The sequence below is a fragment of the Defluviimonas sp. SAOS-178_SWC genome, from assembly GCF_039830135.1.
In the GTDB taxonomy this organism is placed as follows: Bacteria; Pseudomonadota; Alphaproteobacteria; order Rhodobacterales; family Rhodobacteraceae; genus Albidovulum.
In genome coordinates, this window is sequence record NZ_CP156081.1 from 914,449 (window position 1) to 938,631 (window position 24,183).

A 24,183-nucleotide genomic window follows, 5' to 3' on the forward strand; every position below is an offset into this window, starting at 1 on the left:
CCCTGCGACCCGGCTTCCTCCTTCGGGGCATCCGTCGGCCTGCCGTGGCAGGCCGTCCGGTCCGTCCGGAAGGTGAGATTGACCCTTGAGCGAGGCACGGCTGACAGATGAGCGATATCCGAATTTTCCCGCAACTTGAGATTCCGGAAACGCTGGCCGCCGGGCCCGGCCCGGGCAATACCGATGCGCGGGTGCTTGCCAGCTTCGCCAATGCGGGCCTTGCCGACCACATGCAGGCCGATGTCCTGCGCGGCATGGTCGAGGCCAAGGAGATGCTGCGCATCGTCTGGGGCACGAAGAACGTCTACACGTTCGGCGTCGGCGGCACCGGGTTCAGCGGGCTCGACTGCCTGTTCAGCGCCATCCTGCCGGGTGACGAGGTCGTCGCCTTCACCAACGGCACGTTCAGCGGGATCGACGGGCTGACCATCCGCATGAAGGCATCGAGCCGCGAGGACCTGCGCGCCAATCCGCTCGACCCCAAGCCCGCGAATGTGACGATGGTCGTGGTCCCGCACGGGCAGTCGGTCACCGCCGAGGTGATCGAGCCGGCCCTTGCCGGCAAAAAGCCGAAATGGGCCTTCATGGCGCATTGGGAAACCGGATCCGGCCGGATCAACGACCTGCGCGCCTTCTCCGATGCCTGCGAGCGTCACGGCGTGCTCGGGCTGGTCGATGCGGTGTCCTCCCTCGGGATCGAGGATTTCGACATCGACGACTATCCCGGTGTCGTCGGCTGGGCGTCCTGCCCGCAGAAGGGCGTTCTCTGCCTGCCGCTGACCTATGCGCCAGTGAGCTTTTCGGACCGTTACATTGACGAGGTCAAGGCCAATGGTTGCTACAGCTACGTCCACCATCCGCTTCTGGAAGCGCGCCATTGGGGCATCGCCGACGGCAAGGACGTGCCGGCGGGCAGCTATCACCGGACCCATTCGGGCTATGCCGTCGCCGCCTTCCACGAGGCGCTTCGCATCAACCTCCAGCACGGCAAGGCGCAGAAGGCCCGCGATTACGCGCATCACGAACGCGCGCTGCGCGAGGCGGTATCCGCGATGGGCTGCGAGGTGACGTCGAACATGACGAGCCTCGTCGTCCTCAACCTTCCCCCCGCGCTCGCCGGGCGCGAGAAGGAGCTGGTGCAGGCCTGCCGCGCCAAGGGCTTCGGCATCTGGCCGACCCTGTCGGAGCCGGTGCAGGTGCGCATCGGCATCCTCAACCAGCTCTCCGAAGCGGCCATCACCGACATCGTGATCCGCTTCGCGACCGCGATGAACGAGATGGGGGCGGGGTTGGATATCGCCGCGATCAGGGAGGTTCTGCGCGGCTCCTATGAGAACCTGATGGCCGCCGAATAACTGAGGAAACGGGAGGCGACGATGGACATACATGAATACCAGGCCAAGGAAATCCTCGGCAGGTTCGGCGTGGACGTACCGCAGGGCGGGCTGGCCTACAGCCCCGAACAGGCGGCCTACCGGGCCCGCGAGCTTGGCGGCAACCGCTGGATCGTCAAGGCGCAGGTCCATGCCGGCGGGCGCGGCAAGGCCGGCGGCGTGAAGCTGTGCAATTCGGAGCACGAGATTCAGGACGCCACGAACGAGATGTTCGGCCGCAAGCTCGTGACCCATCAGACCGGGCCGGAGGGCAAGGGCATCTACCGCGTCTATGTCGAGAATGCGGTAGACTTCACCCGCGAGATCTACCTCGGCTTCGTGCTTGACCGGACCTCGCAGCGGGTGATGATCGTCGCCTCCTCCGAAGGCGGGATGGAGATCGAGGAGATCTCCGCGACGCGACCCGACTCGATCGTGCGCTCGACGGTGGAGCCGGCGGTGGGCCTTCAGGATTTCCAGGCCCGCGAGATCGCCTTCGCCCTCGGCATTCCCGCCGCGCTGACCCAGCAGATGGTCCGCACCCTGACGGGTTGCTACCGGGCGTTCCGGGAACTTGACGCGACGATGGTGGAGATCAACCCGCTGGTGATCACCGCCGACAACCGCATCCTCGCGCTCGACGCCAAGATGACCTTCGACGGCAACGCGCTCTTCCGGCATCCGCATGTCTCGGAACTGCGCGACAAGAGCCAGGAGGACCCGCGCGAGGCGCGCGCCGCCGACCGCGGCCTTGCCTATATCGGCCTGACCGGGAACATCGGCTGCATCGTCAACGGCGCCGGTCTCGCGATGGCGACGATGGACACGATCAAGCTCGCCGGGGGCGAGCCTGCGAACTTCCTCGACATCGGCGGCGGCGCAACGCCGGAGCGCGTGGCGAAGGCGTTCCGCCTCGTCATGTCCGACGAAAACGTGCAGGCGATCCTCGTCAACATCTTCGCCGGCATCAACCGCTGCGACTGGGTGGCGGAGGGCGTCGTGCAGGCGCTGACGGCCAACCCCGTCGACGTGCCCGTCATCGTCCGGCTTGCCGGCACGAACGTGGAAGAGGGGCAGAAGATCCTCGCGAGGTCGGGTCTTCCGATCATCCGCGCGGGCTCGCTCATGGAAGCGGCCGAGCGGGCCGTCATGGCCTGGAAGAACGACCAGAAACAGAACACCAAGATGAGGGCGGTCTGATGAGCATATTTCTCGACAGGGACAGCCGTGTCATCGTGCAGGGCATCACCGGCCGGATGGCGCAGTTCCACACCAAGGAGATGCTGGATTACGGCACCAATGTCGTCGCCGGCGTCGTGCCCGGCAAGGGCGGAGAGACGGTGTTCGGCGTGCCGGTCTTCGATACCGTGAAGCAGGCGGTCGAGGCGACCGGCGCCGATGCGAGCCTTGTCTTCGTCCCGCCGCCCTTCGCGGCAGACAGCATCATGGAAGCGGCCGACGGTGGCATCCGCTACTGCGTCTGTATCACCGACGGCATCCCAGCGCAGGACATGATCCGGGTGAAGCGCTACATGATGCGCTACCCGCGCGAGCGCAGGATGGTCTTGACCGGGCCGAACTGCGCCGGCACGATCAGCCCGGGCAAGGCGCTTCTGGGCATCATGCCGGGGCATATCTACCTGCCCGGCCATGTCGGGATCGTGGGGCGTTCGGGCACACTTGGCTACGAGGCGGCGCAACAGCTCAAGGATCTCGGCATCGGCGTGTCGACCTCGGTCGGCATCGGCGGCGATCCGATCAATGGCTCGTCCTTCCGCGATATCCTCGAACGGTTCGAAGCCGATCCCGAAACCCATGTCGTGTGCATGATCGGCGAGATCGGCGGCCCGCAGGAAGCCGAAGCCGCCGCCTATATCCAGGAGCATATGACCAAGCCCGTGATCGCCTATATCGCCGGTCTGACCGCGCCGAAGGGCCGCACCATGGGTCACGCCGGGGCGATCATCTCGGCCTTCGGTGAAAGTGCTTCGGAAAAGGTGGAAATCCTGACCGCCGCCGGCGTCACCGTCGCCGAGAACCCATCGGTCATCGGTGAGACCGTCGCAAGGGTCTTGACCCGCAAGGCCGCGTAAGGGGAGGGGGCAATGGCGAAACCCAAAGTGCTCCTGACCCGGCGCTGGCCGGAATCGGTCGAGGCGCGGATGGCCGAGGTCTTCGACGTAGACCTCAACCGCGCCGACCGGCCCCTGGCGCCGTCGGACATCCGCGATGCGATGGGGGCCTATGACGCGATCCTTCCGACGGTGACGGACCGCTTGCCCGCGCCGGTCTTTGAACTGCAGAACGCGCGGACGAAGATCCTTGCCAACTACGGGGTCGGGTTTGCCCACATCGACACCGAGGCCGCCAAGACCCGCGGGATCACGGTCACGAACACGCCCGATGTCCTGTCCGAATGCACCGCGGATATCGCGATGACGCTTCTCCTCATGGTCGCGCGCCGCGCGGCCGAGGGCGAACGCGAGCTTCGCGAAGGGCGGTGGTCGGGATGGCGCCCGACCCATCTCATCGGCACCAAGGTCTCCGGCGCGACGCTGGGGATCATCGGCTTCGGCCGGATCGGCCAGGCGATGGCGCAACGGGCGCATTTCGGGTTCGGGATGAGGATCCTCGTCCAGAACCGCTCGCCCATCGCGCCGGAGGTGCTGGCGCGCTACAATGCCGAGCAGGTCGCCTCGGTGGACGAGCTCTTGCCGCAATGCGATTTCGTCTCGCTCCATTGTCCCGGCGGCGCGGCCAACCGGCATCTCATCAATTCGCGCCGTCTCGACCTGATGCGCAAGGATGCTTACCTGATCAACACCGCGCGGGGCGAGGTGGTGGACGAACACGCGCTGGCGCAGGCCCTGTGGTTCGGCACGATCGGTGGCGCCGGCCTCGACGTCTATGAGCGGGAGCCGCATGTGCCCGAGGAACTGCTCGGCGCCGACAATGTCGTGCTGCTGCCGCATCTCGGCTCGGCAACCCGCGCCACGCGTGAGGCGATGGGGTTCCGGGTTCTGGAAAACCTCATCGACTTCTTCGACGGCAAGGCGCCGCGAGACCGGGTCGCGTGAGCCATGACCCACGTCCGGATTCCGCAGGGGGTGCAGCCAGGGTCTGACGCGGACTATGCCGAAACGCTGCGGGCCGCCCTCGGCGGCCTCTGGCGCAACGTCATCGAACGCCGTGCGCCCCAGGTTGCCGCGCTGATCGACCGGAACGCAACCGATCTGCCGCCGCCCGAAGACGCGGGGCCGTTCCTGCAGGCGGCGAGCATCTGGTTTCAGCTTTGCCGGATCATCGAGGAAAACGCCGAGGTCCGCGACCGCCGGATGACCGAGGCGCGCGACGGCGCCGACGCGGTTGACGGCAGTTTTGCCATGGCGCTCTCAGCCATCGACCCCGGCATGTCGGCGGGAACCTTCGAAGGGATGACCGGCCGGCTTTCGGTTGGCCCGACACTGACGGCGCATCCGACCGAGGCCAAGCGGGTCACGGTGCTGGAGATTCACCGGCGCATCTACCGGCTGCTCGTCGAGCTGGAAACCCAGCGCTGGACCCCGCGGGAGCGCGAGGACCTGCTGTCGGATATCGAAAGCGAGATCGACCTCCTCTGGATGACGGGTGAACTGCGGCTCGAACGTCCGAGCCTGACGGACGAGATCGAATGGGGTCTGCAATTCTTCCGCGACAGCATCTTCGACGCGGTGCCGCAGCTCTTCGACCGTTTCATCGCGGCGACCCGCACGCGGTTCGGTGATGCGATCGAGGTGACCCCCTGCATCAAGTTCCACTCCTGGATCGGCGGCGACCGCGACGGCAACCCGAACGTGACGGCGGAAGTCACGCGCGCGGCGCTCGACCGCGCGCGGGCGGCCATCCTGGACCACTATGTGGAGCGCCTCGGCGCTGCGGCCGCAAAAATCAGCGTCACCTCGCGGATCGTGACCATTCCGCCGACAACGGCTGAGGCGATCCGCGCCATCGTCGCGGCGACGGGGCGGGCGGCGGACTACCAGGCCCGCAATCCGGGCGAGCTGTTCCGCCAGGCGCTGTCCGTGATCGCGGAACGTCTCGGCGCGACTGCGAACCGACAGAGGACGGGCTATCCGACACCGGGCCATTTCGTTGCCGATCTGCGTAGTCTCGACGACGCCCTCGTCGACATCGGCGCGGGACGCATCGCCGAGCGGTTCCTGCGCCCGATCCGGTGGCAGGCGACGGTGTTCGGCTTTCGGACCGCCACGCTCGATGTTCGGCAGAACTCGACCGTGACGACGACGGCGCTGGCCGAGATCTGGTCCCTGTCCGCCGCGCCGCCCGCCTACGGGTCGAAGGAGTGGTCGAGCCGCCTCCGGCGGGAGATCGGCCTGCCCGACCTGACCTATGTGAATCGCGATCGGCTGAGCGACGCGACACGAGAGCTTCTCTCCCTTCTGACGCTCATGCGGGAAGCGCGGCTTTCGGACGATCCGGACGCGATCGGCCCCTTCATCCTGTCGATGACGCGGTCCTGCGACGACATCCTCGGGGTCTACCTTCTCGCGCGCTATGCCGGTTTCGGGGCGGAAACGCTCGACCTGCGCGTCGTGCCGCTTTTCGAGACCATCGACGATCTGCGCAATGCGCCCCGGATCTTCGACGAGCTTCTGGCCGTTCCCCTCGCCTATCGCAGCCTTCGGTCGCGGGACGGCACGATAGAGGTGATGCTCGGCTATTCCGACAGCAACAAGGATGGCGGGTTCGTCTGTTCGACCTGGGAACTCGAAAAGGCGCAGCGGCGGATCACGCAGGCGCTCGCCCGTCGCGATCTGAGGCCGGTCTTCTTCCACGGGCGCGGCGGATCGGTCAGCCGTGGCGGCGCGCCCGCCGGCCGCGCCATTGCCGCGCAGCCTTTGGGCACCGTGCACGGCAAGTTGCGGATCACCGAGCAGGGAGAGGTCGTCTCGGCGAACTACGCCAACCGCGGCACCGCCATCAATCACCTGGAGCTTCTGGCCTCCTCGGTTCTGCTGCAGATGCGCCCGCGCGTGCAGGAGGCGCCTGACCCCGAGCATGTGGACGCGCTGGAGGCGCTATCGGGTGTGTCGCAGGCGGCCTATTCCAATCTTCTGCACCTTCCCGGATTCATCGACTACTTCCAGCAGGCAAGCCCGGTCGAAGAGCTCGCGATGCTCAAGATCGGATCGCGGCCGGCGCGGCGGTTCGGCGCGGCCAGCCTTTCCGATCTCAGGGCCATTCCCTGGGTGTTCGCCTGGTCGCAGAACCGGCACCTCCTGACCGGCTGGTACGGGTTCGGCACGGCGCTGTCGTCGTTCCGTCAGGTGCGGGGGCGGGAGGGCGACAGGATCCTCGCCGACATGTTCGACCGCCACCCGCTCTTCCGCCTGATGGTGGACGAGGTCGAGAAGTCGCTGCTGCTGAGCGACATGCAGATCGCGGCGCATTATGCCAGCCTCGTGAAGGACGGTGCGGTGCGGGCGCGGGTGCTTGGCCTTGTCCGCGACGAACACGCGAAATCGGTCGAGGCGATCGGCTATGTGACGGGGAGCTCCGCCATCGGCGCCCGCTTTCCGAAGATGCGCGGGCGGACGGAAAGGATCCGGCCGCAGCTCGACCGGATCAACCGGCTTCAGGTGGACCTGCTATCGGCCTTTCGCTCGGCGCCGACGGACCGGGCCCCGATCCCGCTGATGCAATCCATGAATGCCATCGCTGCCGGGCTCGGCTGGACGGGCTAGGGACTGACGTCGGCATCTTCCCACGACGGTCGTCGCCTTCGACGCGACACCGGGCGGGCATTGACCCGTCGTTGAATTCGCCGTCAGAATGGCTTCTGGACCGGACGGCCCCGGCAGGGCTCCGGATAAGAATCATAGTCGGGAGGAAGCCCATGAAACCCGTCGAAGCCGGCGCGCGCCGGATCGCCAACATCAAGGACGCCGCGTTCACGCCCTTTGTCTATCCGGACGGCGTGGCGCTGGGCGACAGCATTCTGCAACTCGACGACAGCCACCCTCTGGGCGAGGGATTCCATGTCTACCGGATGCCCGCCGGGATGCGGACCCGCAGCCACCGCCATAACGGGCATGAACAGTTCCTGATCCTCGAGGGCGAGCTGCACGAGAGCGACGGCACGGTATTTCGTGCGGGCGATCTGGTGTTTTACCAAGACGGGACCGAACACAATTCCTGGACCCCTGAGGGCTGCGTCCTGGCCGTCCACATTGCGTCCGCGGAAACGCCGCTGGACTAGCGGTCGACGCTTTCTCCCGAACCGGAGCCGTCCCCAGCGCGGACATGGTTGCCGCTCACCGATACCGGCCGGAGCGCGCGGGATGCTGGCCTCCGGTGCCGCCGCGCTCGTCGCGCCGCGCATGGCCTTCGCACAGAAAGAGACGATCAAGATCGGCGTCCTGAATTCGCTCTCGGGGACGACGGCGACCTCGGAGACGACGCTCAAGGACACGATGCTGATGCTGATCGGCCAGCAGAACGCCAAGGACGGCGTTCTGGGCAAGAAGCGCGAAGCCGTGGTTGTGGACCCCGCCTCCGACTGGCCGCTGTTCGCCGAAAAGGCGCGCGAGCTGCTGACCGTCGACAAGGGCGCGGTCCTGTTCTGCTGCCGGATCAGCGTCAGCCGCAAGTCGGTCCTGCCTGACATCGAAGAGCTGAACGGGCTTCTGTTCCATCCCGTGCAATACGAAGGCGAAGAAAGCTCCAAAAACGTCTTCTACCCCGGGGCCGCGCCCAACCAGCAGGCGATCCCGGCGGTCGATTGCTTCCTCGAGGAGCTTGGCGTCGAGAAGTTCGCGCTTCTCGGCACCGACTACGTCTATCCGCGCACGACGAACAACATCCTTGACGCCTATCCTCGGCACGACCGCCGCGTGCCCGACGAGATCTACGACCTGTTCCTGATGCTGAAGGAGATGACCCGACGGCGCGGCGGGGATCTTTCCGGTGGTCAGCAGCAGCTTGCCATCGCCCGCGCCATGATCATGCGGCCGAAGGTCCTGCTGTTGGATGAACCGACCGAAGGCACCCAGCCCAACATCATCCAAGAGATCGGGCACGTGATTTCCCATATCAAGGCGCGGGGCAATGTCGCGATCGTGCTGGTCGAGCAGCATTTCGACTTCGCCTGGACGCTCGCCGACCGGGCCTATGTATTCGATCGGGGAACGGTCGCGATCTCCGGCCGCATGGAGGATCTTTCCGTGGATACGGTGCGGGAGCAGTTCTACATCTGAAAGAACAAAGCCGTCCGGGCATCGGCGTTCGGCCGGGCCAACAAAAAAGCCCCGGCTTTCGCCGGGGCCAGGAAGACCCGGGGATATGGGTCAGATGTCCAGAGTGTTCTCGTGTTCCCAGCGCGAGAAATGCGATACGAAGCTGTTCCACTCCTTGTGCTTCAGCTTCATGTAGGCGTCGGAAAACTCCTCGCCCATCATCGCCTTCAGGGTTTTGTCCTTGTCGTATTCGCGCAGCGCGTCGAGAAGGTTCAGCGGCAGTTTCGGCGCGCCCTTAACCTTGTGGCCGTCCTGGTACATGTCGATGTCGTAGCGGCGGCCCGGATCGGCCTTGCTGCGCACGCCGTCGATGCCGGCGGCAAGGATGACGGCCTGCATCAGGTAGGGGTTCGCGGCGCCGTCGGGCAGGCGCAGCTCGAACCGGCCGGGGCCGGGGACGCGGACCATGTGGGTCCGGTTGTTGCCGGTCCAGGTCACCGTGTTCGGCGCCCAGGTCGCGCCCGAGGAGGTGCGCGGCGCGTTGATGCGCTTGTAGCTGTTCACCGTGGGATTGGTGATCGCAGCCAGCGCCGAGGCATGCTTCATGATGCCGCCGAGGAAATGGCGGCCCTGATCCGACAGGCCGAGCTCCTTGCTGCTATCGGCAAAGACGTTCTTCTCGCCATCAAGGCTCCAGACCGAGATATGGGCGTGGCAGCCCGACCCGGTCAGACCCTTGAAGGGCTTCGGCATGAAGGTGGCGCGCAGGCCGTGCTTCTCCGCGACCGACTTCATCATGAACTTGAAGAAGGACAGCTTGTCGGCCGACCGGAGCACGTCATCGTATTTCCAGTTCATCTCGAACTGGCCGGTCGCATCCTCGTGGTCGCTTTGATAGGGTTCCCAGCCGAACTCCATCATGTAGTCCGCGACCTCGGCGATCACGTCGTAGCGGCGCATGATCGCCTGCTGGTCGTAGCAGGGCTTCTCTGCCGTGTCCCAGGGGTCGGAGACCTTGTCACCCTCCGGCGCGAGCAGGAAGAATTCCGGCTCCACGCCGGTCTTGACGCGCAGCCCTTCCTTCGCGGCCTCGTCGACCAGCTTGCGCAGCACGTTGCGCGGCGCCTGGGCCAGGGGCTTGCCTTCCATCACGCAGTTGGCGGCGACCCAGGCGACCTCCGGTTTCCAGGGAAGCTGGATCGCCGAGCTGGGATCGGGAACCGCCATCATGTCGGGATGGGCGGGCGTCAGGTCAAGCCAGGTCGCGAAACCGGCGAACCCCGCCCCGTCTACCGCCATTTCGTTGATCGCCTGGGTGGGCACCAGTTTGGCGCGCTGGCCGCCGAAAAGGTCCGTGAAGGATACCATGAAGTACTTCACACCCTTGGACTTTGCCCACTCCTCGAGGTCGAAGGCCATTGATAACTCCCTGTCATGTTTCATTTTTTTAAAACCCTCCGTTACGCCCCGGGATCCAGTTTGTTCCTGCAAGGGGAACGCCGGCCATGGCCGCAGCTTCGATCGTCAGCGAGCAAAGATCCTCGGGCTCGAGGTTGTGCAGGTGGTTCTTGCCGCAGGCCCGCGCGATTGTCTGGGCTTCCAGCGTCATGACCTTGAGATAGTTCTTCAGCCGGCGCCCGCCAAGAACCGGATCGAAGCGGTTGTAGAGTTCGGGATCCTGCGTGGTGATGCCAGCCGGGTCCTTGCCCTCGTGCCAGTCGTCATAGGCGCCAGCGGTGGACTGAAGCTTTTGGTATTCGGCCTCGAGCGCGGGATCATTGTCGCCCAGGGCGATGAGCGCCGCGGTCCCGATCGCGACGGCGTCGGCGCCAAGCGCCATGGCCTTGGCGACGTCTGCGCCGGTGCGGATGCCGCCCGACACGATCAGCTGCACCTTGCGGTGCATGCCGAGATCCTGAAGCGCCTTCACCGCTTGCGGGATGCAGCCGAGGATCGGCTGGCCGACATGCTCGATGAACACGTCCTGCGTCGCCGCGGTGCCGCCCTGCATGCCGTCGAGAACGACGACATCGGCGCCGGCCTTCACCGCAAGCGCGGTGTCATAGTAGGGACGGGCGCCGCCGATCTTGACGTAGATCGGCTTTTCCCAGTCGGTGATTTCGCGGATCTCGAGGATCTTGATCTCAAGATCGTCCGGGCCGGTCCAGTCGGGATGCCGGCAGGCCGAACGCTGGTCGATGCCCTTCGGCAGATTGCGCATCATGGCGACCCGGTCCGAGATCTTCTGGCCCAGCAGCATGCCGCCGCCGCCCGGTTTCGCGCCCTGGCCCACCACGACCTCGATTGCGTCGGCGCGGCGCAGGTCATCGGGGTTCATCCCGTAGCGGGAGGGCAGGTATTGATAGACGAGCGTCTTGGAATGCCCGCGCTCTTCCTCGGTCATGCCGCCGTCGCCGGTGGTCGTCGAGGTGCCGGCGGCGTTGGCGCCACGGCCAAGCGCCTCTTTCGCCGGGCCGGAGAGAGAGCCGAAGGACATCCCCGCGATGGTGATCGGAATGTCGAGGTGGATCGGGTTCTTGGCGAAGCGGGTGCCGAGCCAGATATCCGTCGCACATTTTTCCCGGTAACCTTCCAGCGGATAGCGCGAGATCGAGGCGCCCAGGAACAGGAGGTCATCGAAATGCGGAACATGCCGCTTGGTGCCGCCGCCGCGGATGTCGTAGATCCCGGTTGCCGCGGCGCGCCGGATTTCCGCGTTCACGGCATCGCTGAACGTGTAGCTTTTGCGCGGTGGGGTATGTGGGAATTCGCTGGTCATGGTCTACCTCAATACGCGTCAGCGTTGTCGATGTTGAAGTTGTAGAGCTTGCGGGCCGATCCGTAGCGGCGGAACTCTTCCGGCTTCGCCTTCGCATCCGCCTCACCGCGACGCAGCAGGTCTTCCAGCAGTTCGAGATGCTCGGGCCGCATCTCCTTCTCGATGCAGTCCGCCCCCAGTGACTTGACGTTGCCGCGAACGAAGAGCCGCGCTTCGTAAAGGGAATCCCCCAGCGCATCGCCGGCATCGCCGAGGACGACAAGGTTGCCGGACTGTGCCATGAAGGCCGACATGTGGCCGATATTGCCGTGCACCACGATGTCGATGCCCTTCATCGAGATGCCGCAACGCGACGAGGCGTTGCCCTTGATGACCAGAAGCCCGCCACGCCCGGTCGCGCCGGCATACTGGCTGGCGTCACCTTCGACGAAGACGGCGCCGGACATCATGTTTTCCGCAACACCCGGACCGGCCGAGCCGTTCACCCGGATCGTGGCCTGCTTGTTCATTCCGGCGCAGTAGTAGCCGGTGGTTCCATTGACAGTGATGTCGATGGGCGCATCGACGCCGACAGCGATGGCGTGGCTGCCGCGCGTGTTGATGATTTCCCAGGCTGTCTGGTTGGTGTTGCCGTTCACGCCGTGCAACGTCTGGTTCAGTTCGCGCAGTCCGCGCGCGGCCAGGTCGAATGTCTGCATGTCAGTGGTTCCAGAAATAGACGGTTGCGGGTTCGGGTTCCCAGACGCGGGCGGTTTCGATACCGGGGAGATTGACGAGCGCGCGGTATTCCGAGCCGAAGGCGACGTACTGGTCGGTCTCGGCCATGACCGCAGGCTTGCAGGCGATGGGGTCGCGGACGACGCCGAAGCCGTCCTTGGTGCCGACGACGAAGGTGTAGAAACCGTCGAGATCGTCGAGACCCGATTCCAGCGCCTCGCCGAGGTTCTGGCCTTCCTTCAGCTTCTGGCTGACATAGGCCGCCGCGACCTCGGTGTCGTTCTGGGTTTCGAACGTGGTGCCCAGACGGATCAGCTCGCGCCGCAGCCCGTTGTGGTTCGACAGCGAGCCGTTGTGCACGAGGCACTGGTCGGGGCCGGTCGAGAAGGGGTGCGCGCCGAGCGTCGTCACGGCGGATTCAGTCGCCATGCGCGTATGGCCGATCCCGTGGGTACCCTTCATCTTCGACAGATCGAAGCGATGCGCCACGTCCTTGGGAAGGCCGACTTCCTTGTAGATCTCCAGGGCGTCGCCGACGCTCATGATCTTGACGTCGGGGCGCAGGTGCGAAAGCGCGCTGCGGGCGGCGTCGACCTGATCGGTCGGAAGCTCGATCACCGCATGGGTGCTCTTGACCATCATCGCGACGGGCTTGCCGATCGCTTCCTTGAGGTCTTCGTCGAGTGTGGCGAAGTCCTTCTTCGGATTTGACGACTGCACGGTGATCTTCGTCAGCCCGTCGTCCGCGCCGCCATAGATGGCGATACCCGCGCTGTCGGGGCCCCGGTCGGTCATCGTGACAAGCATGTCCGCGAGCATCTCGCCGAGTTTGGGTTCGAGTGATTTGTCTTTCAGGAATAGTCCGACAATGCCGCACATGATTTGATTCCCTTTCTGCCTTTCGGACACGCTAGCAGCAAGGTTTGGTGACAGCAACTAGGAAGAAAAAAATATTCTTGATAGAAAATACGGGGCGCACGTGCCCGCCCGGAATCCATGCAGATGTGTCTGCCCTGCCTGTTCGGTGAGCGATGTTTGGTGCAATTGCAGATTGTCGGGCGCCTTACCGGCCGCCCGTGGCGCATTGCTGCCAAATTATACTGACAGTAATTAAATATTCTTGCGAACCGAAACTGTGGCATTCATAGTCCGAGTCGACGGAACGCTGCCGCTAATTTCTTGGGTCTTGGGCCGCGAAGATTCTTCGCTGCGCCGGGCGCGATCCCGAACAGTATGTCAAAGGTAACCGGTCGCCATTTCCGCGCTGGAAATATGACCGATCAAATAACACACGCCAATCTAGGGAGTATTCAATGACGGCATCTTGGAGGTTCTCCGCACTCGGCGATCGCCACCGCGCGCTGGGGTCCGATCTCGAGGACTGGAGCGGGATGGGGACGGCTTGGTCCTACAGCAAGGGTGATCCGGAGAAGGAATACCTCGCGATTCGCACGAAAGCCGGCCTGATGGATGTGTCGGGCCTCAAGAAGGTGCACCTGACCGGGGCCGGCGCAAGCCACGTGATCGACCGGGCTACGACCCGGAATGTCGAAAAGATCATGCCGGGCCGCTCGGTCTATGCGGCCATGCTGAACGACGCGGGCAAGTTCGTCGACGACTGCGTGATCTACCGGATGGGTCCGAACAGCTGGATGGTCGTGCACGGCTCGGGCCAGGCGCACGAGCAGCTGACGATGGCCGCGACCGGGCGCGACGTCTCGATTCGGTTCGACGACAACCTGCACGACCTGTCGCTGCAGGGGCCGCTCGCTGTGGACTATCTTCAGAAGCATGTCGAGGGGATCCGCAACCTCAACTACTTCAGCCATATGCAGACCTCTCTCTTCGGTCTGCCGGTCATGATCTCGCGCACCGGCTATACCGGCGAGCGGGGCTACGAGATCTTCTGCCGTGGTCAGGACGCGCCGACAATCTGGGACCGGATTCTCGACGAGGGCGCCTCGATGGGCATCATCCCGTGCCGCTTCACGACGCTCGACCTGCTGCGGACGGAAAGCTACCTGCTGTTCTTCCCCTACGACAACTCGGAGATGTATCCGTTCGAGAACGAAGGCCCCGGCGACACGCTCTGGGAACTCGGCCTCGACTTCACCGTCTCGCCGGGCAAGACCGGCTTCCGCGGCGCCGAGGAGCACTACCGCCTGAAGGGCAAGGAACGCTTCAAGATCTGGGGCCTCAAGCTCGACGGTACGAACGCGCCGGGCAATGGCGCGCCGGTCTTCAAGGGCGACAAGCAGGTTGGTGTGGTGACGCAGGCGATGTATTCTTCGCTGAACAAGCACAACATCGCCATCGCGCGCCTCCCCGTCGATTGCGCCAACAACGACACGAAGCTGACCGTCCGCTGCGCCACGCATGGCGAAATTCCCGCGGTCACGCATTCGATGCCGTTCTACGACGTCGACAAGAAGCGCCGCACCGCCAAGGGCTAAGGCCCGGGGGCTGCGGGCCGTCACGGCGCGCAGCCCGCAATCGCTGACAGCAAAAGGATACTTCCGGAGCATGTCCAAATTCCTGTTCCCGAGCACGATTCAAAGCCGGCCCGTCTACGGGACACTCAAGGCCCGGCCGGGCACTTCGCATCTTATGGTGGCCGATGCCGAGGGCGCGGAGGCGCTGATCGACCTCGCCGCTTCCGCGCCAGACCTGATGCCGAAGGCGCATGTGATCTACTTTCCGAAGGAGACCGGAGCGGCCTATCTCGACCGGTTGCGCGCGCTGGCGCCGGCGCAGCTCTACGTCGGGCCAAGCTACGCCGCCGCCGTGCCGCGCCTGCGCAAGACGCTGGCGGATGCGCATATGGGTTTGCAGATCTACCTCGCCGGGACCGAGGGGATTATCGGCCAGGCGATGCAGGAGGCGATCACGGCAGGATACCCCGCCAGCGCGATCCAGACCGAGCATCGCGGTTCGGTGGCCCGTCGCGTACAGTGCGTTCATTGCAAGGGGATCACCGAGGACGTGACCACGACCCCGTTCGTCTGCGCCCATTGCGGGCTCAATCTTTTCGTGCGTGACCACTACTCGCGCCGTCACGCGGCCTTTCAGGGGGTCTGCATCGACGCCGAAGACCCCGGTGAGGTCCCAGAACCGGAGGGTCTGTACCAATGAGCGCCGGAACCCGGAAAATCGATGTGACCGTCACCGACGTGGTCGAAGTCAACGAGCTTGTGAAGCGGTTCCGCTTCGAGCGCAGCGATGGCGGCGAGATGCCGACCTTCTCGGGAGGCGCCCATACCGTCGTCGAGATGAAGGACGGCGACATCACGCGACTCAACCCCTATTCGCTGATGTCCGATCCGCGCGACCGCAAGGCGTTCATGATCTCGGTCCGGCGCGATGAGGAAGGGCGGGGCGGTTCGCTCTTCATGCACCGGGCCGTCAAGGCCGGCGACCGGATGGTGCTGAGCTATCCTGTCAACCTCTTCTCGCTCGACCTGAGGGCGAAGAAGCACCTCATGATCGCGGGCGGGATCGGGATCACCCCGTTCCTCGCGCAGATCAAGCAGCTCGACGCAACGAACGGCCATTTCGAGCTGCACTATTCGGTGCGGACGGCGGCCCTCGGTTCCTATGTGGACGAGCTGAAGGCCCACCACCCGGATCGCGTCCACGTCTATCATGACGACCGGAAAGAGGCGATCGACCTTCCCACGCTTCTCGACGGCCAGCCGCTCGGCACGCATCTTTACGTCTGCGGGCCGAAGGGCATGATCGCATGGGTCTGCCGCACGGCGGAGGAACATGGCTGGCCCGCCGAGGCCGTCCATTACGAGGAATTCCTCGCCCCTCAATCCGGCAAGCCCTTCAAGGTCACGCTCGCAAAATCCGGCAAGACCGTCGCGGTCGGTGAACACCAGAGCATGCTCGAGGCGCTGGAAGCCGCGAAAGTCGATGCGCCCTATCTTTGCCGAGGCGGCGCCTGCGGGCAGTGCGAAACCGATGTCGTCAGCCACGACGGCACTTTCGTTCACCGAGATCACTGGCTGACGGACGACCAGAAGGCCTGCGGCAACAAGATCATGCCATGCGTGTCGCGTTTCGAGGGGCGCTCCCTCGTGATCGACCGCTAGGAGAAGCGACATGACCATCCAGTTCAAAGACGAGACGTTCTACGACGACTTCACCTTCCGCAACTCCGAATGGGCGATCCGGCGGTTTCCGTTCCCGTTCCACGAAGACAGCTACATGTACTCGGTCAACCTAGAGCCGCATCTGTCGCTCAGGCCGGGGTCGGTCTTCGAAAAGACCTTCGACGTGGACGAGCACTACGTGTCCGAGATGCGGGACCGGGCGCGGGTTCTGGCCGAGGACCCCTTGCGCTGCCAGTCGCTGCCGCACATGACGCTGGCGGGCTGGGACCTGCTCGAACTCATCATGGACGCGAAGGCGCGGGACTATCCCGACCTGTTCGAGTTGCACCGCGACGGCGACCGCTGGCACTGGATCAACAAGCCGCTCGGCATCGACCAGAAATTCACCTTCCTCGACGAGACGACGCTGCCCTGCGGCCCGATGGAATACATCACCCGGCAGGCGCAGGGCGATTTCGCCCTTCTCGACCACCGCGACGAGAATCTCTGGATGGATGCCGGCATGGTGACGACCCAGGCGGACTGGAGCCTCGATTTCGACATCGGCATGAACTTCTACGAATGGCATGCGCCGGTGCCGCTGGCGCATGAACTCGGCGTCTTCCAGCGCGCGCTGAAGTTCCTTCTGAACCTTCAGCAGGGCGCGCCGGTGCGGCGGCTGAACTGGACGATGACGGTCAACCCGCTGCTGGATACAAGCCCCGAGAACTATCACAAGTGGGGCGTCCAGAAGACCAGCGTGACCCCCGAGAACGTGGGCAGCAAGTATCACCTGCGGGTCGAATTGCAGACCCTGTTCCGCCTGCCGCGCTCCAACGCGCTCGCCTTCCCGATCCGCTGCTACCTGATCCGGCTGGAGGATCTGGCGACCGTGCCGAAATGGGGCCGCCGGCTGCACCGCGTGTTGCGCGACCTGCCGGAGGAGCTTGCGACTTACAAGGGCTTCATCCGCAATCGGCCGCTCATCGTCGACTACCTCTCGCAGTTCGACGACGGCGCCGAGACCTCGCCGGGGATCTGGCCGGATTAGGGCCTATTTGCCCTGCACATAGGAAATGATCGACAGGAAGCGGGCCGGGAGTTTGACAAGAGCTTCCGGCCCATGCGGCGCGTCGGCGTCGAAAAACAGCGTATCGCCCGGTTTCAGCGGATAGACGTTGTTGCCGTGGCGGTAATCCACTTCGCCCTCGACCATGTAGAGCATCTCGATGCCCTCGTGCTGGAACGTGGGGAAGACATCGGAATCCGACGTCAGGGTGATGAGATAGGGCTCCACCACGACGCCCGACGTATTCGCGCCGAGATGCCCGAGCAGCTGGTACTGATGCCCCGCGCGCGTCCCGCGCCGCTCGATCTCGACCCCTTCGCCGGCCTTGGTGTGGACGGCGAGGTGAACATCCTCGAACCGGCGGAAGAACGAGGTGAGCGGGACGCTCATCGCATGGGCCAGCGTTTGCAGCGTCGAGAGCGAGGGCGACGTGTTGCCGTTCTCGATCTTCGACAGCATCCCGATGGACAGGCCGGTGCGGGTCGAAAGATCCGCGATCGTCATGCCGCTCTGGTGCCGGAACGCGCGCACTTCGCGCCCGATCGCGACTTCGAGGATGTTTTCGCGTTCCTCACTGACCTTGTGAGGGTCTTGTGCCAAAAGTGCTGCGCTCATACAAACTCCAGACAATATCTCGTGTGGCCGAAGCGCGGCGGGGCCGCAAAGCCAGCCCGAGGGGAAATCTGCCCCGGAAACCGACGGCGCTTCTTCAAACCGTGTTTCCTGTAAGTAATATGGATATGCCTCCTGTTCAACACGCAATCACCCTCGGCTTCCTGATCTTTCCGGGATTTCCGATGGCGTGCCTGACCTCGATGATCGAGCCGCTGCGCGCGGCGAACGAGATCGCGGGGTGCACGGCGTTCAAATGGCGCATCGTCTCCGAGACCGGCGCGCGCGTGGCGTCCAGCGCGCAGGTCGTCTTCGATCCCGACGTGACGCTCGCCGAGGCGGGGGACATCGACTACCTGTTCCTCCTGAGCAGCCCGGCGGCGAACTTTTCCGACCGCAAGAGCGCCGAGGGGCAGTTGCGCCGGCTGGCCCGACACGGCACCGCCGTGGGCGGGGTCAGCGGCGGCGTGTTCCCGCTGGCGCGGACCGGGCTTCTCGACGGGCACGACGTGTCGGTTCACTGGTGCTACGCGGCCGCGTTCACCCAGGAATTCCCCGAACTGCGGATGCGGGACGACGTGATCGTCTTCGACCATCCGCGTTACACGGTGTCGGGGGCGGCGGCGTCTTTCGACCTGATGCTCAGCTTCATCGAGGAAAGGCTTGGCGCGGAGGTTGCGACCGAGGTTGCCTGCTGGTTCCAGCATCCGGTGGTGCGGGGCAGGGGGGTGCGGCAGAAGACGCCGACGTTGCGGCGCGACAGCACGGCCGACCTCCTGCCGGCGCCGGTCGCCAGGGCCGTGGACATCCTCAACCGCCATGTCTCGGAGCCGATCGCGGTCGAGGACCTTGCCGAAACGGTCGGCGTCTCGTCCCGGCAACTCGAGCGGCAGTTCAAGAAGGCGACGGGTCAAAGCCCGTCGCGCTACTACCGGATGCTGCGCATGAAGGCGGCACGGCAGCTCGTCCTCTATTCCAGGGAACCGATCCCCCGCATCGCCGCCGCCGTCGGCTATGAAACGGTCGCGCCGCTGGTGCGCCACTACCGCGATGAATTCGGCCTCAATCCCGCCGAGGATCGGGAGAAGATCAACCGCTTCCGGGTCGAGGACAACCGCCCGGTGCCCTCGGCCTGACATCAGTCGAGGCTGCGGGCCGCGAGCAGCAGCGCGTGATGCATCGAGCCGGCAAAGGAGCGGGGCGCGATCACGCTGAAATGGCGGCCCTCCGCGCGGCAGATCACCAAAGACCCCATATGCTCGATCATGCTGCGCGATGCGTCGCCCGTCTTCATCCGGCGAGAGGGCAAGGGGCAGAGCCGTTCGAGAAGATCAACGACACGCGGCCCCTCGACGTCGAACCGGACCCAGCCGTCGGTCTGCTCGGTGACTGACGCAGTGTCGCCAAGACCGGCCTTGGCGATCGCCGCGATGTCCTCATGCGTCGCGAACGGAGCTTCGGCGAACCACTGATCCGTTCCGGTCCAGATCAGCGTCCAGGTCGGCCCGACCGCCGAATGGCCCGGCTCGGGAAGCTCGGCGCCGAACAGTTTCTTCGCCGCCGTCGCGAAGGCTTTCGCCTTGCCGCTCCGGCACGAGACGGAGGCGAGCGCCCGGTCGGTGACTTCCGAGATCGTGATGTCGCCGACGCGGTCTGTGCGCGGCGTGGCGCCGCCAAGCGGTGTCAGGGCTGCAAGATCATGCACGGAGACGTTCCCCCTCAGGGTCGATGAAATGGGCGCTGACCACTTCGACCAGCGTTTCGGCGTTCTGCACCGGGTTCACGGCGCGCAGCACCTCGCCCTTCCGCGCGGCGCCGTTCTTGAGGTAGCCAAGGCCGATCGTATGGCCGAGGTTCGGCGAGTAACAGACCGAGGTCATGTAGCCCTGATCGTTCTTCGCGTTGGCCACAGCATCCCTGGCGATGAAATGCGAGCCCGCCGCGAAGGTATCCGACGGGTTGACCGGCTTGAAGCCCACGAGATTCAGGGCGTCGTCGCGGTTCATCCCCTCGCGTTCGGAGAGCGTCGAGCCGATGGCGTCCTTCTTCTTCGATACCATGCCGCCCATTCCGAGATTCAGGGCGCTGGTTGTGCCGTTAAGCTCGTTGCCTGCCGCATGGCCCTTTTCGATCCGCATGACGCCAAGCGCCTCGGTGCCGTAGACAATAGCGTCGAATTCGCGCCCCGCCTCGACCATGCGCCGGACCAGCGCGTCGCCATAGCGTGTGGGTACCGCGATCTCATAGGCCAGCTCGCCCGAGAAGGAGATTCGGAAGAGCCGCGCCCGGAGGCCGCCGCAGACCGTGATGTCGCCGCAGCCCATGTAGGGGAAGGCCTCGTTCGAGATGTCGAATTCGGGATCGACGATCTTTTGCAAGAGCTTCCGCGCATTCGGACCGGCGACCGAGAACTGGGCCCAGGCTTCGGTCGTGGAGATGATCTGCACGTCCATGTCGGGCCAGAGGCACTGGCGGCAGAACTCCATGTGGCGATAGACGCCGACCGCGTTCGCGGTGGTCGTGGTCATCACGAAGTGATCTTCGGCCAGTCGCGCGGTGGTGCCGTCGTCCATCGCCATGCCATCCTCGCGCAGCATCAGCCCGTAGCGGACCTTGCCGACGGCAAGCTTGGCGAAGGGGTTGGCGTAGATCCGGTTCAGGAACTCGGCCGCGTCGGTGCCCTGCACGTCGATCTTGCCAAGCGTGGTCACGTCGCAGATGCCGACCGATTTCCTCGTCGCCAGCACCTCGCGGTCGACCGATTGCCGCCAATGCGTCTCGCCGGGCCGGGGGAACCACTGGGCACGGAGCCACATGCCCACCTCGACGAAGACCGCGCCCTGTTCGGCGGCCCATTTGTGGCTGGGGGTCTGGCGGACCGGGCGGAAATCCTTGCCGGCCGAACGCCCCGCGAAGGCCGCGATGGGTACCGGCGTATAGGGCGGGCGGAAGATCGTCGTGCCGGTCTCGGGGATCGACTTGCCGGTCATCTCGGCCATCACCGCGAGGCCGCCGATATTGGCGGTCTTGCCCTGATCGGTGGCCATCCCGAGCGTCGTGTAGCGCTTCAGATGCTCGACCGAGCGGTAGCCTTCCTGATGCGCAAGCTTCACGTCCTTAACGGTCACGTCGTTCTGCTGGTCAAGCCAGGCGCGGCCCTTGCCGGGAACGTGATAGAGCGGCGAGATGCGCACCGGCTCTTCCTCGGCCTGCGGCAACCCGGCGGGCTTCGCCTTGATCCCCATGTCGCCCAGTGCCGCCGCGGCAGCGTCCGCGCCGGATTTGAGCGCTCCGCCGGTCGAGAAGACGCCGTTCGCCGCACCCGCGACCGTCATGCCCTGCGGCAGCGCCTTGCCCGGAACGAAGGCGGCGAGCGCCTCGTTCCAGACGGGCAGGCCGCGCTGGTGACAGGTCAGGTGGACGTTGGGGTTCCAGCCGCCCGAGACGCCGAGCGCCTGGCAGGAAATGCTGCGCGTCTCGCCACCCGGCAACTTCACCTTGATGGAGCTGAGGCCGAGCCGACCCGACGCATCGACCACCTGCGCACCCGCGAGCACCTCGTAGCGGTTCGTGCGCGGCGTGTCGGAGCGACGGCTGTCGATCACGGCTGCGACGCGGACTCCCTTGGCGATGAGGTCGGTGGCCGTCCGGTGGCCGTCGTCGTTGTTGGTGAAGATCGCGACGTCCCGTCCCGGAACCGCCGCCCAGCGGTTCGCGTAGCTGCGCAGCGCCGAGGCGAGCATGATGCCGGGCCGGTCATTGTTGCGGAAGGCGATGGGCCGCTCGATGGCGCCCGCGGTCAAGAGGCTGCGCTTCGTGTAGATGCGCCAGAGCGTCTGGCGCGGCTTGCCCGGCGCGGGTTCGGCAAGGTGGTCCGAGACCCGTTCCAGCGCGCCGTAGATCCCGTGATCGAAGGCGCCGAGGATGGTCGTCCGTGGCATCAGGCGCACGTTGGGCAGGCTTTTCAGTTCCGCGACCGTTTGCGCGGCCCAGGCGCTGCCCGCGATGTCGTCAAGCGCGAAGGTCTCGGCATTGAGCCGCCCGCCCATGACGAAATCCTCATCCGCGAGGATGACGTCGGCCCCCGCGCGTCCCGCCGTCAGCGCGGCGGCGAGGCCCGCCGGACCCGCGCCGATAATCAGCAGGTCGCAATGCAGGAAGCCCTTGTCGTAGCTGTCGGGGTCGGTCTGCTTCGTCAGGCTGCCAAGGCCGGCGGCATGGCGGATCATCGGCTCGTAGAGCTTTTCCCAGAACGCCTTCGGCCACATGAAGGTCTTGTAATAGAACCCCGCCGCGAAGAAGGGCGACAGCAGGTCGTTCACCGCGAGCCAGTCGCGTTGAAGCGAACCGACACGGTTCTGGCTGCGGGCGTCAAGCCCGTCGAAAAGCTCGGCCACCGTCGCGCGCACGTTCGGTTCCTGCCGCGCACCCGTGCGCAGTTCCACGAGCGCGTTCGGCTCCTCCGACCCGGCGGTCAGGGGGCCGCGCGGGCGATGGTACTTGAAGGAGCGCCCCATCAGACGCACACCATTCGCCAGAAGTGCGGAGGCGAGCGTGTCGCCGTCGTGGCCCTGATAGCTCTTGCCGTCGAAGCGGAAGGTGATCGTGTGCGTACGGTCGATCAGGCCGCCGTCGATACGGTTCGTCTGGCTCATTTGCTGCGCCCTTTCGCGCGTGCCACGTCGCGGGCAAGCTCTGCGGAAATGATCTCGTGGGTGACGGTGTCGCGCGTCACCACGAGCCAGCTGCGGTCGCCCTGTTCGTGGAACCACAACTCGCGGTGGGCGCCGGCCGGGTTGTCGCGCAGGTAGAGGTAGTCGTGGAACCGGCCGACGGCATCCTCGGCCTGCCAGTCGGGTCGTTCGATCAGGCTTGCATCGCCGAGATAGGTGAATTCCTGGCTGTCGCGCGGGCCGAGCAGGGGATGGGGAATGATCATGCGCGGGTCCTCAATGCAGGTTCGGTTGGGCGCCCATGCCCTTTTCGTCGATCATCAGCCCCTTGCGGAACCGATCGAAGCGATAGGCGGTCGCCGTTTCATGCGGGTTTCCGGTCGCCAGAAGATGCGCGAAGGCCCAGCCCGAGGCGGGGGTCGCCTTGAAGCCGCCGTAGCACCAGCCGCCGTTGAAATAGAGCCTCTCGGTATCGGTCCGGTCGATGATCGGAGAGCCGTCCATCGACATGTCCATGATCCCGCCCCACATCCTGAGGAGTTTCGCTCGGCCGATCATCGGCATCAGGCTCATCCCGCCTTCGCAGACATCCTCCACCACCGGCAGGTTGCCGCGCTGGGCGTAGGAGTTGTAGCCGTCGATGTCGCCGCCGAAGACGAGGCCGCCCTTGTCCGACTGGCTGACATAGAAATGCCCCGCGCCATAGGTGATGACGCCCGGCAGAAGGGGCTTGAGCCCCTCTGAGACGAAGGCTTGGAGGACGTGGCTTTCGATCGGCAGCCGCATCCCGGCCTTCGCCATCACACGGCCCGACGAACCCGCGACCGCGACGCCGACCTTGCCCGCGCCGATGAAGCCGCGCGTCGTCTCGACGCCCTTGCAGATGCCGTTCTCGATGCGGAACCCGGTGACCTCGCAGTTCTGGATGATGTCGACGCCGCGCATGTCGGCGCCGCGGGCATAACCCCAGGCCACCGCGTCGTGGCGCACAGTGCCGCCGCGCGGCTGGAGAAGGCCGCCCTTGATCGGGAAGCGCGCATTCTCGAAGTTCAGGAACGGGGCCATCCGGCGGACGCCCTCGGTGTCCAGCAGCTCGGCATCGACGCCGTTCAGCCGCATGGCGTTGCCGCGCCGGCGGAAGGCGTCGCGCTGCGCGTCGGTATGGCAGAGGTTCAGCACGCCACGTTGGCTGACCATCGCATTGAAGTTGAAGTCCTGCTCCAGCCCTTCCCAGAGCTTCATGGAAAACTCGTAGAACGGCTCGTTCCCGTCGAGCAGGTAGTTGGAGCGGATGATCGTGGTGTTCCGGCCGACGTTGCCGCCGCCGATCCAGCCCTTTTCCAGCACCGCGACATTCGCCTTGCCGAACACCTTGGCGAGATAATAGGCGGTGGCGAGCCCGTGCCCGCCGCCGCCGATCACCAGGATGTCGTAATGGGGTTTCGGCGCGGGATCGCGCCAGGCCGGTTTCCAGCCCTTGTGCCCGGTGAGTGCTTCCTTGAGGACCTTGAAGCCCGAATAGCGCATATCAACCTCGGTTCCATTTGACCCCAAACTGCATCGTCTGGGCCCCGAGGCGATAGCGCCGGTTCGGACATTGTTGATGCGACTTCCGACATTGTCGGGCGGCG

General features: G+C 65.2%; 21 protein-coding genes. 12 read left to right on the forward strand and 9 right to left on the reverse strand.

The features are described from left to right. Nucleotides 1–107 precede the first annotated feature (107 nt). The 7 genes from V5734_RS05485 (at nt 108) to V5734_RS05515 (ending at nt 8,629) form a co-directional block, all read left to right on the forward strand. Nucleotides 108–1,355 (forward strand): aminotransferase, encoded by a 1,248-nt coding sequence (locus V5734_RS05485; RefSeq protein WP_347312497.1) that lies wholly within the window; start codon nt 108–110, stop codon nt 1,353–1,355. A gap of 21 nt (nt 1,356–1,376) precedes the next feature. Next, nucleotides 1,377–2,573 carry a malate--CoA ligase subunit beta gene (locus tag V5734_RS05490; protein ID WP_347312498.1) on the forward strand — a complete coding sequence of 399 codons (1,197 nt, stop codon included), beginning with the start codon at nt 1,377–1,379 and terminating at the stop codon, nt 2,571–2,573. Next, nucleotides 2,573–3,466 carry a succinate--CoA ligase subunit alpha gene (sucD, locus tag V5734_RS05495; RefSeq protein ID WP_347312499.1) on the forward strand — a complete coding sequence of 298 codons (894 nt, stop codon included), beginning with the start codon at nt 2,573–2,575 and terminating at the stop codon, nt 3,464–3,466. The genes V5734_RS05490 and sucD overlap by 1 nt, the downstream gene beginning before the upstream one ends. 12 nt (nt 3,467–3,478) lie before the next feature. Beyond that, nucleotides 3,479–4,450 (forward strand): 2-hydroxyacid dehydrogenase, encoded by a 972-nt coding sequence (locus V5734_RS05500; RefSeq protein ID WP_347312500.1) that lies wholly within the window; start codon nt 3,479–3,481, stop codon nt 4,448–4,450. A gap of 3 nt (nt 4,451–4,453) precedes the next feature. Continuing rightward, nucleotides 4,454–7,117 (forward strand): phosphoenolpyruvate carboxylase, encoded by a 2,664-nt coding sequence (locus V5734_RS05505; protein WP_347312501.1) that lies wholly within the window; start codon nt 4,454–4,456, stop codon nt 7,115–7,117. Between the two features lie 152 nt (nt 7,118–7,269). Continuing rightward, nucleotides 7,270–7,632, forward strand: coding sequence for a cupin domain-containing protein (locus V5734_RS05510; protein ID WP_347312502.1), 363 nt, complete (start codon nt 7,270–7,272; stop codon nt 7,630–7,632). A gap of 82 nt (nt 7,633–7,714) precedes the next feature. Next, a complete protein-coding gene (locus V5734_RS05515; RefSeq protein WP_347312503.1) occupies nt 7,715–8,629 on the forward strand; it encodes a transporter substrate-binding protein in 915 nt (304 codons plus the stop codon). Between the two features lie 90 nt (nt 8,630–8,719). Here V5734_RS05515 and glnT read toward each other — a convergent pair whose 3' ends face one another. The 4 genes from glnT to V5734_RS05535 are packed head-to-tail and all read right to left on the reverse strand — an operon-like array spanning nt 8,720 to nt 12,983. Then, on the reverse strand, nt 8,720–10,027 hold the full coding sequence (gene glnT / locus V5734_RS05520) for a type III glutamate--ammonia ligase (RefSeq protein WP_347312504.1): 1,308 nt from the start codon (nt 10,025–10,027) through the stop codon (nt 8,720–8,722). Between the two features lie 28 nt (nt 10,028–10,055). After that, nucleotides 10,056–11,387, reverse strand: a complete 1,332-nt coding sequence (locus V5734_RS05525) for an FMN-binding glutamate synthase family protein (RefSeq protein WP_347312505.1) — start codon at nt 11,385–11,387, stop codon at nt 10,056–10,058. 8 nt (nt 11,388–11,395) lie between these two features. Beyond that, nucleotides 11,396–12,085 carry a protein GlxC gene (locus V5734_RS05530; RefSeq protein ID WP_347312506.1) on the reverse strand — a complete coding sequence of 230 codons (690 nt, stop codon included), beginning with the start codon at nt 12,083–12,085 and terminating at the stop codon, nt 11,396–11,398. A 1-nt stretch (nt 12,086) separates the two neighbouring features. Then, nucleotides 12,087–12,983, reverse strand: a complete 897-nt coding sequence (locus tag V5734_RS05535; RefSeq protein WP_347312507.1) for a class II glutamine amidotransferase — start codon at nt 12,981–12,983, stop codon at nt 12,087–12,089. A gap of 434 nt (nt 12,984–13,417) precedes the next feature. Here V5734_RS05535 and V5734_RS05540 point away from each other — a divergent pair, with 434 nt between their 5' ends. From V5734_RS05540 to V5734_RS05555, 4 genes are all read left to right on the forward strand, one after another. Next, nucleotides 13,418–14,557 carry an aminomethyltransferase family protein gene (locus V5734_RS05540; RefSeq protein ID WP_347312508.1) on the forward strand — a complete coding sequence of 380 codons (1,140 nt, stop codon included), beginning with the start codon at nt 13,418–13,420 and terminating at the stop codon, nt 14,555–14,557. Between the two features lie 70 nt (nt 14,558–14,627). Further along, nucleotides 14,628–15,236 carry a dimethylamine monooxygenase subunit DmmA family protein gene (locus tag V5734_RS05545; protein WP_347312509.1) on the forward strand — a complete coding sequence of 203 codons (609 nt, stop codon included), beginning with the start codon at nt 14,628–14,630 and terminating at the stop codon, nt 15,234–15,236. Continuing rightward, complete coding sequence (locus V5734_RS05550; RefSeq protein WP_347312510.1) at nt 15,233–16,198, forward strand: PDR/VanB family oxidoreductase; 966 nt, start codon at nt 15,233–15,235, stop codon at nt 16,196–16,198. The genes V5734_RS05545 and V5734_RS05550 overlap by 4 nt, the downstream gene beginning before the upstream one ends. A gap of 10 nt (nt 16,199–16,208) precedes the next feature. Then, nucleotides 16,209–17,249 carry a heme-dependent oxidative N-demethylase family protein gene (locus tag V5734_RS05555; RefSeq protein ID WP_347312511.1) on the forward strand — a complete coding sequence of 347 codons (1,041 nt, stop codon included), beginning with the start codon at nt 16,209–16,211 and terminating at the stop codon, nt 17,247–17,249. Between the two features lie 3 nt (nt 17,250–17,252). Here the strand turns inward: V5734_RS05555 and V5734_RS05560 are convergent, their stop codons facing one another. Beyond that, nucleotides 17,253–17,882 carry a helix-turn-helix domain-containing protein gene (locus V5734_RS05560; protein WP_347312512.1) on the reverse strand — a complete coding sequence of 210 codons (630 nt, stop codon included), beginning with the start codon at nt 17,880–17,882 and terminating at the stop codon, nt 17,253–17,255. Between the two features lie 182 nt (nt 17,883–18,064). Here V5734_RS05560 and V5734_RS05565 point away from each other — a divergent pair, with 182 nt between their 5' ends. Then, on the forward strand, nt 18,065–19,015 hold the full coding sequence (locus V5734_RS05565; RefSeq protein WP_347312513.1) for a GlxA family transcriptional regulator: 951 nt from the start codon (nt 18,065–18,067) through the stop codon (nt 19,013–19,015). A gap of 2 nt (nt 19,016–19,017) precedes the next feature. On the opposite strand, the gene V5734_RS05570 is transcribed toward V5734_RS05565, so the two are convergent. Genes V5734_RS05570 through V5734_RS05585 form a run of 4 tightly spaced genes read right to left on the reverse strand, consistent with a single transcriptional unit; the run spans nt 19,018 to nt 24,079 of the window. After that, entirely contained in the window at nt 19,018–19,584 is a 567-nt protein-coding gene (locus tag V5734_RS05570; protein ID WP_347312514.1) for a sarcosine oxidase subunit gamma, read from the reverse strand. Continuing rightward, nucleotides 19,577–22,534, reverse strand: coding sequence for a sarcosine oxidase subunit alpha family protein (locus V5734_RS05575; RefSeq protein ID WP_347312515.1), 2,958 nt, complete (start codon nt 22,532–22,534; stop codon nt 19,577–19,579). Before V5734_RS05575 ends, V5734_RS05570 begins: the two co-directional genes overlap by 8 nt. Then, nucleotides 22,531–22,818, reverse strand: a complete 288-nt coding sequence (locus V5734_RS05580; RefSeq protein ID WP_347312516.1) for a sarcosine oxidase subunit delta — start codon at nt 22,816–22,818, stop codon at nt 22,531–22,533. The genes V5734_RS05575 and V5734_RS05580 overlap by 4 nt, the downstream gene beginning before the upstream one ends. A gap of 10 nt (nt 22,819–22,828) precedes the next feature. Further along, nucleotides 22,829–24,079 (reverse strand): sarcosine oxidase subunit beta family protein, encoded by a 1,251-nt coding sequence (locus tag V5734_RS05585; RefSeq protein WP_347312517.1) that lies wholly within the window; start codon nt 24,077–24,079, stop codon nt 22,829–22,831. Nucleotides 24,080–24,183 lie beyond the last annotated feature (104 nt).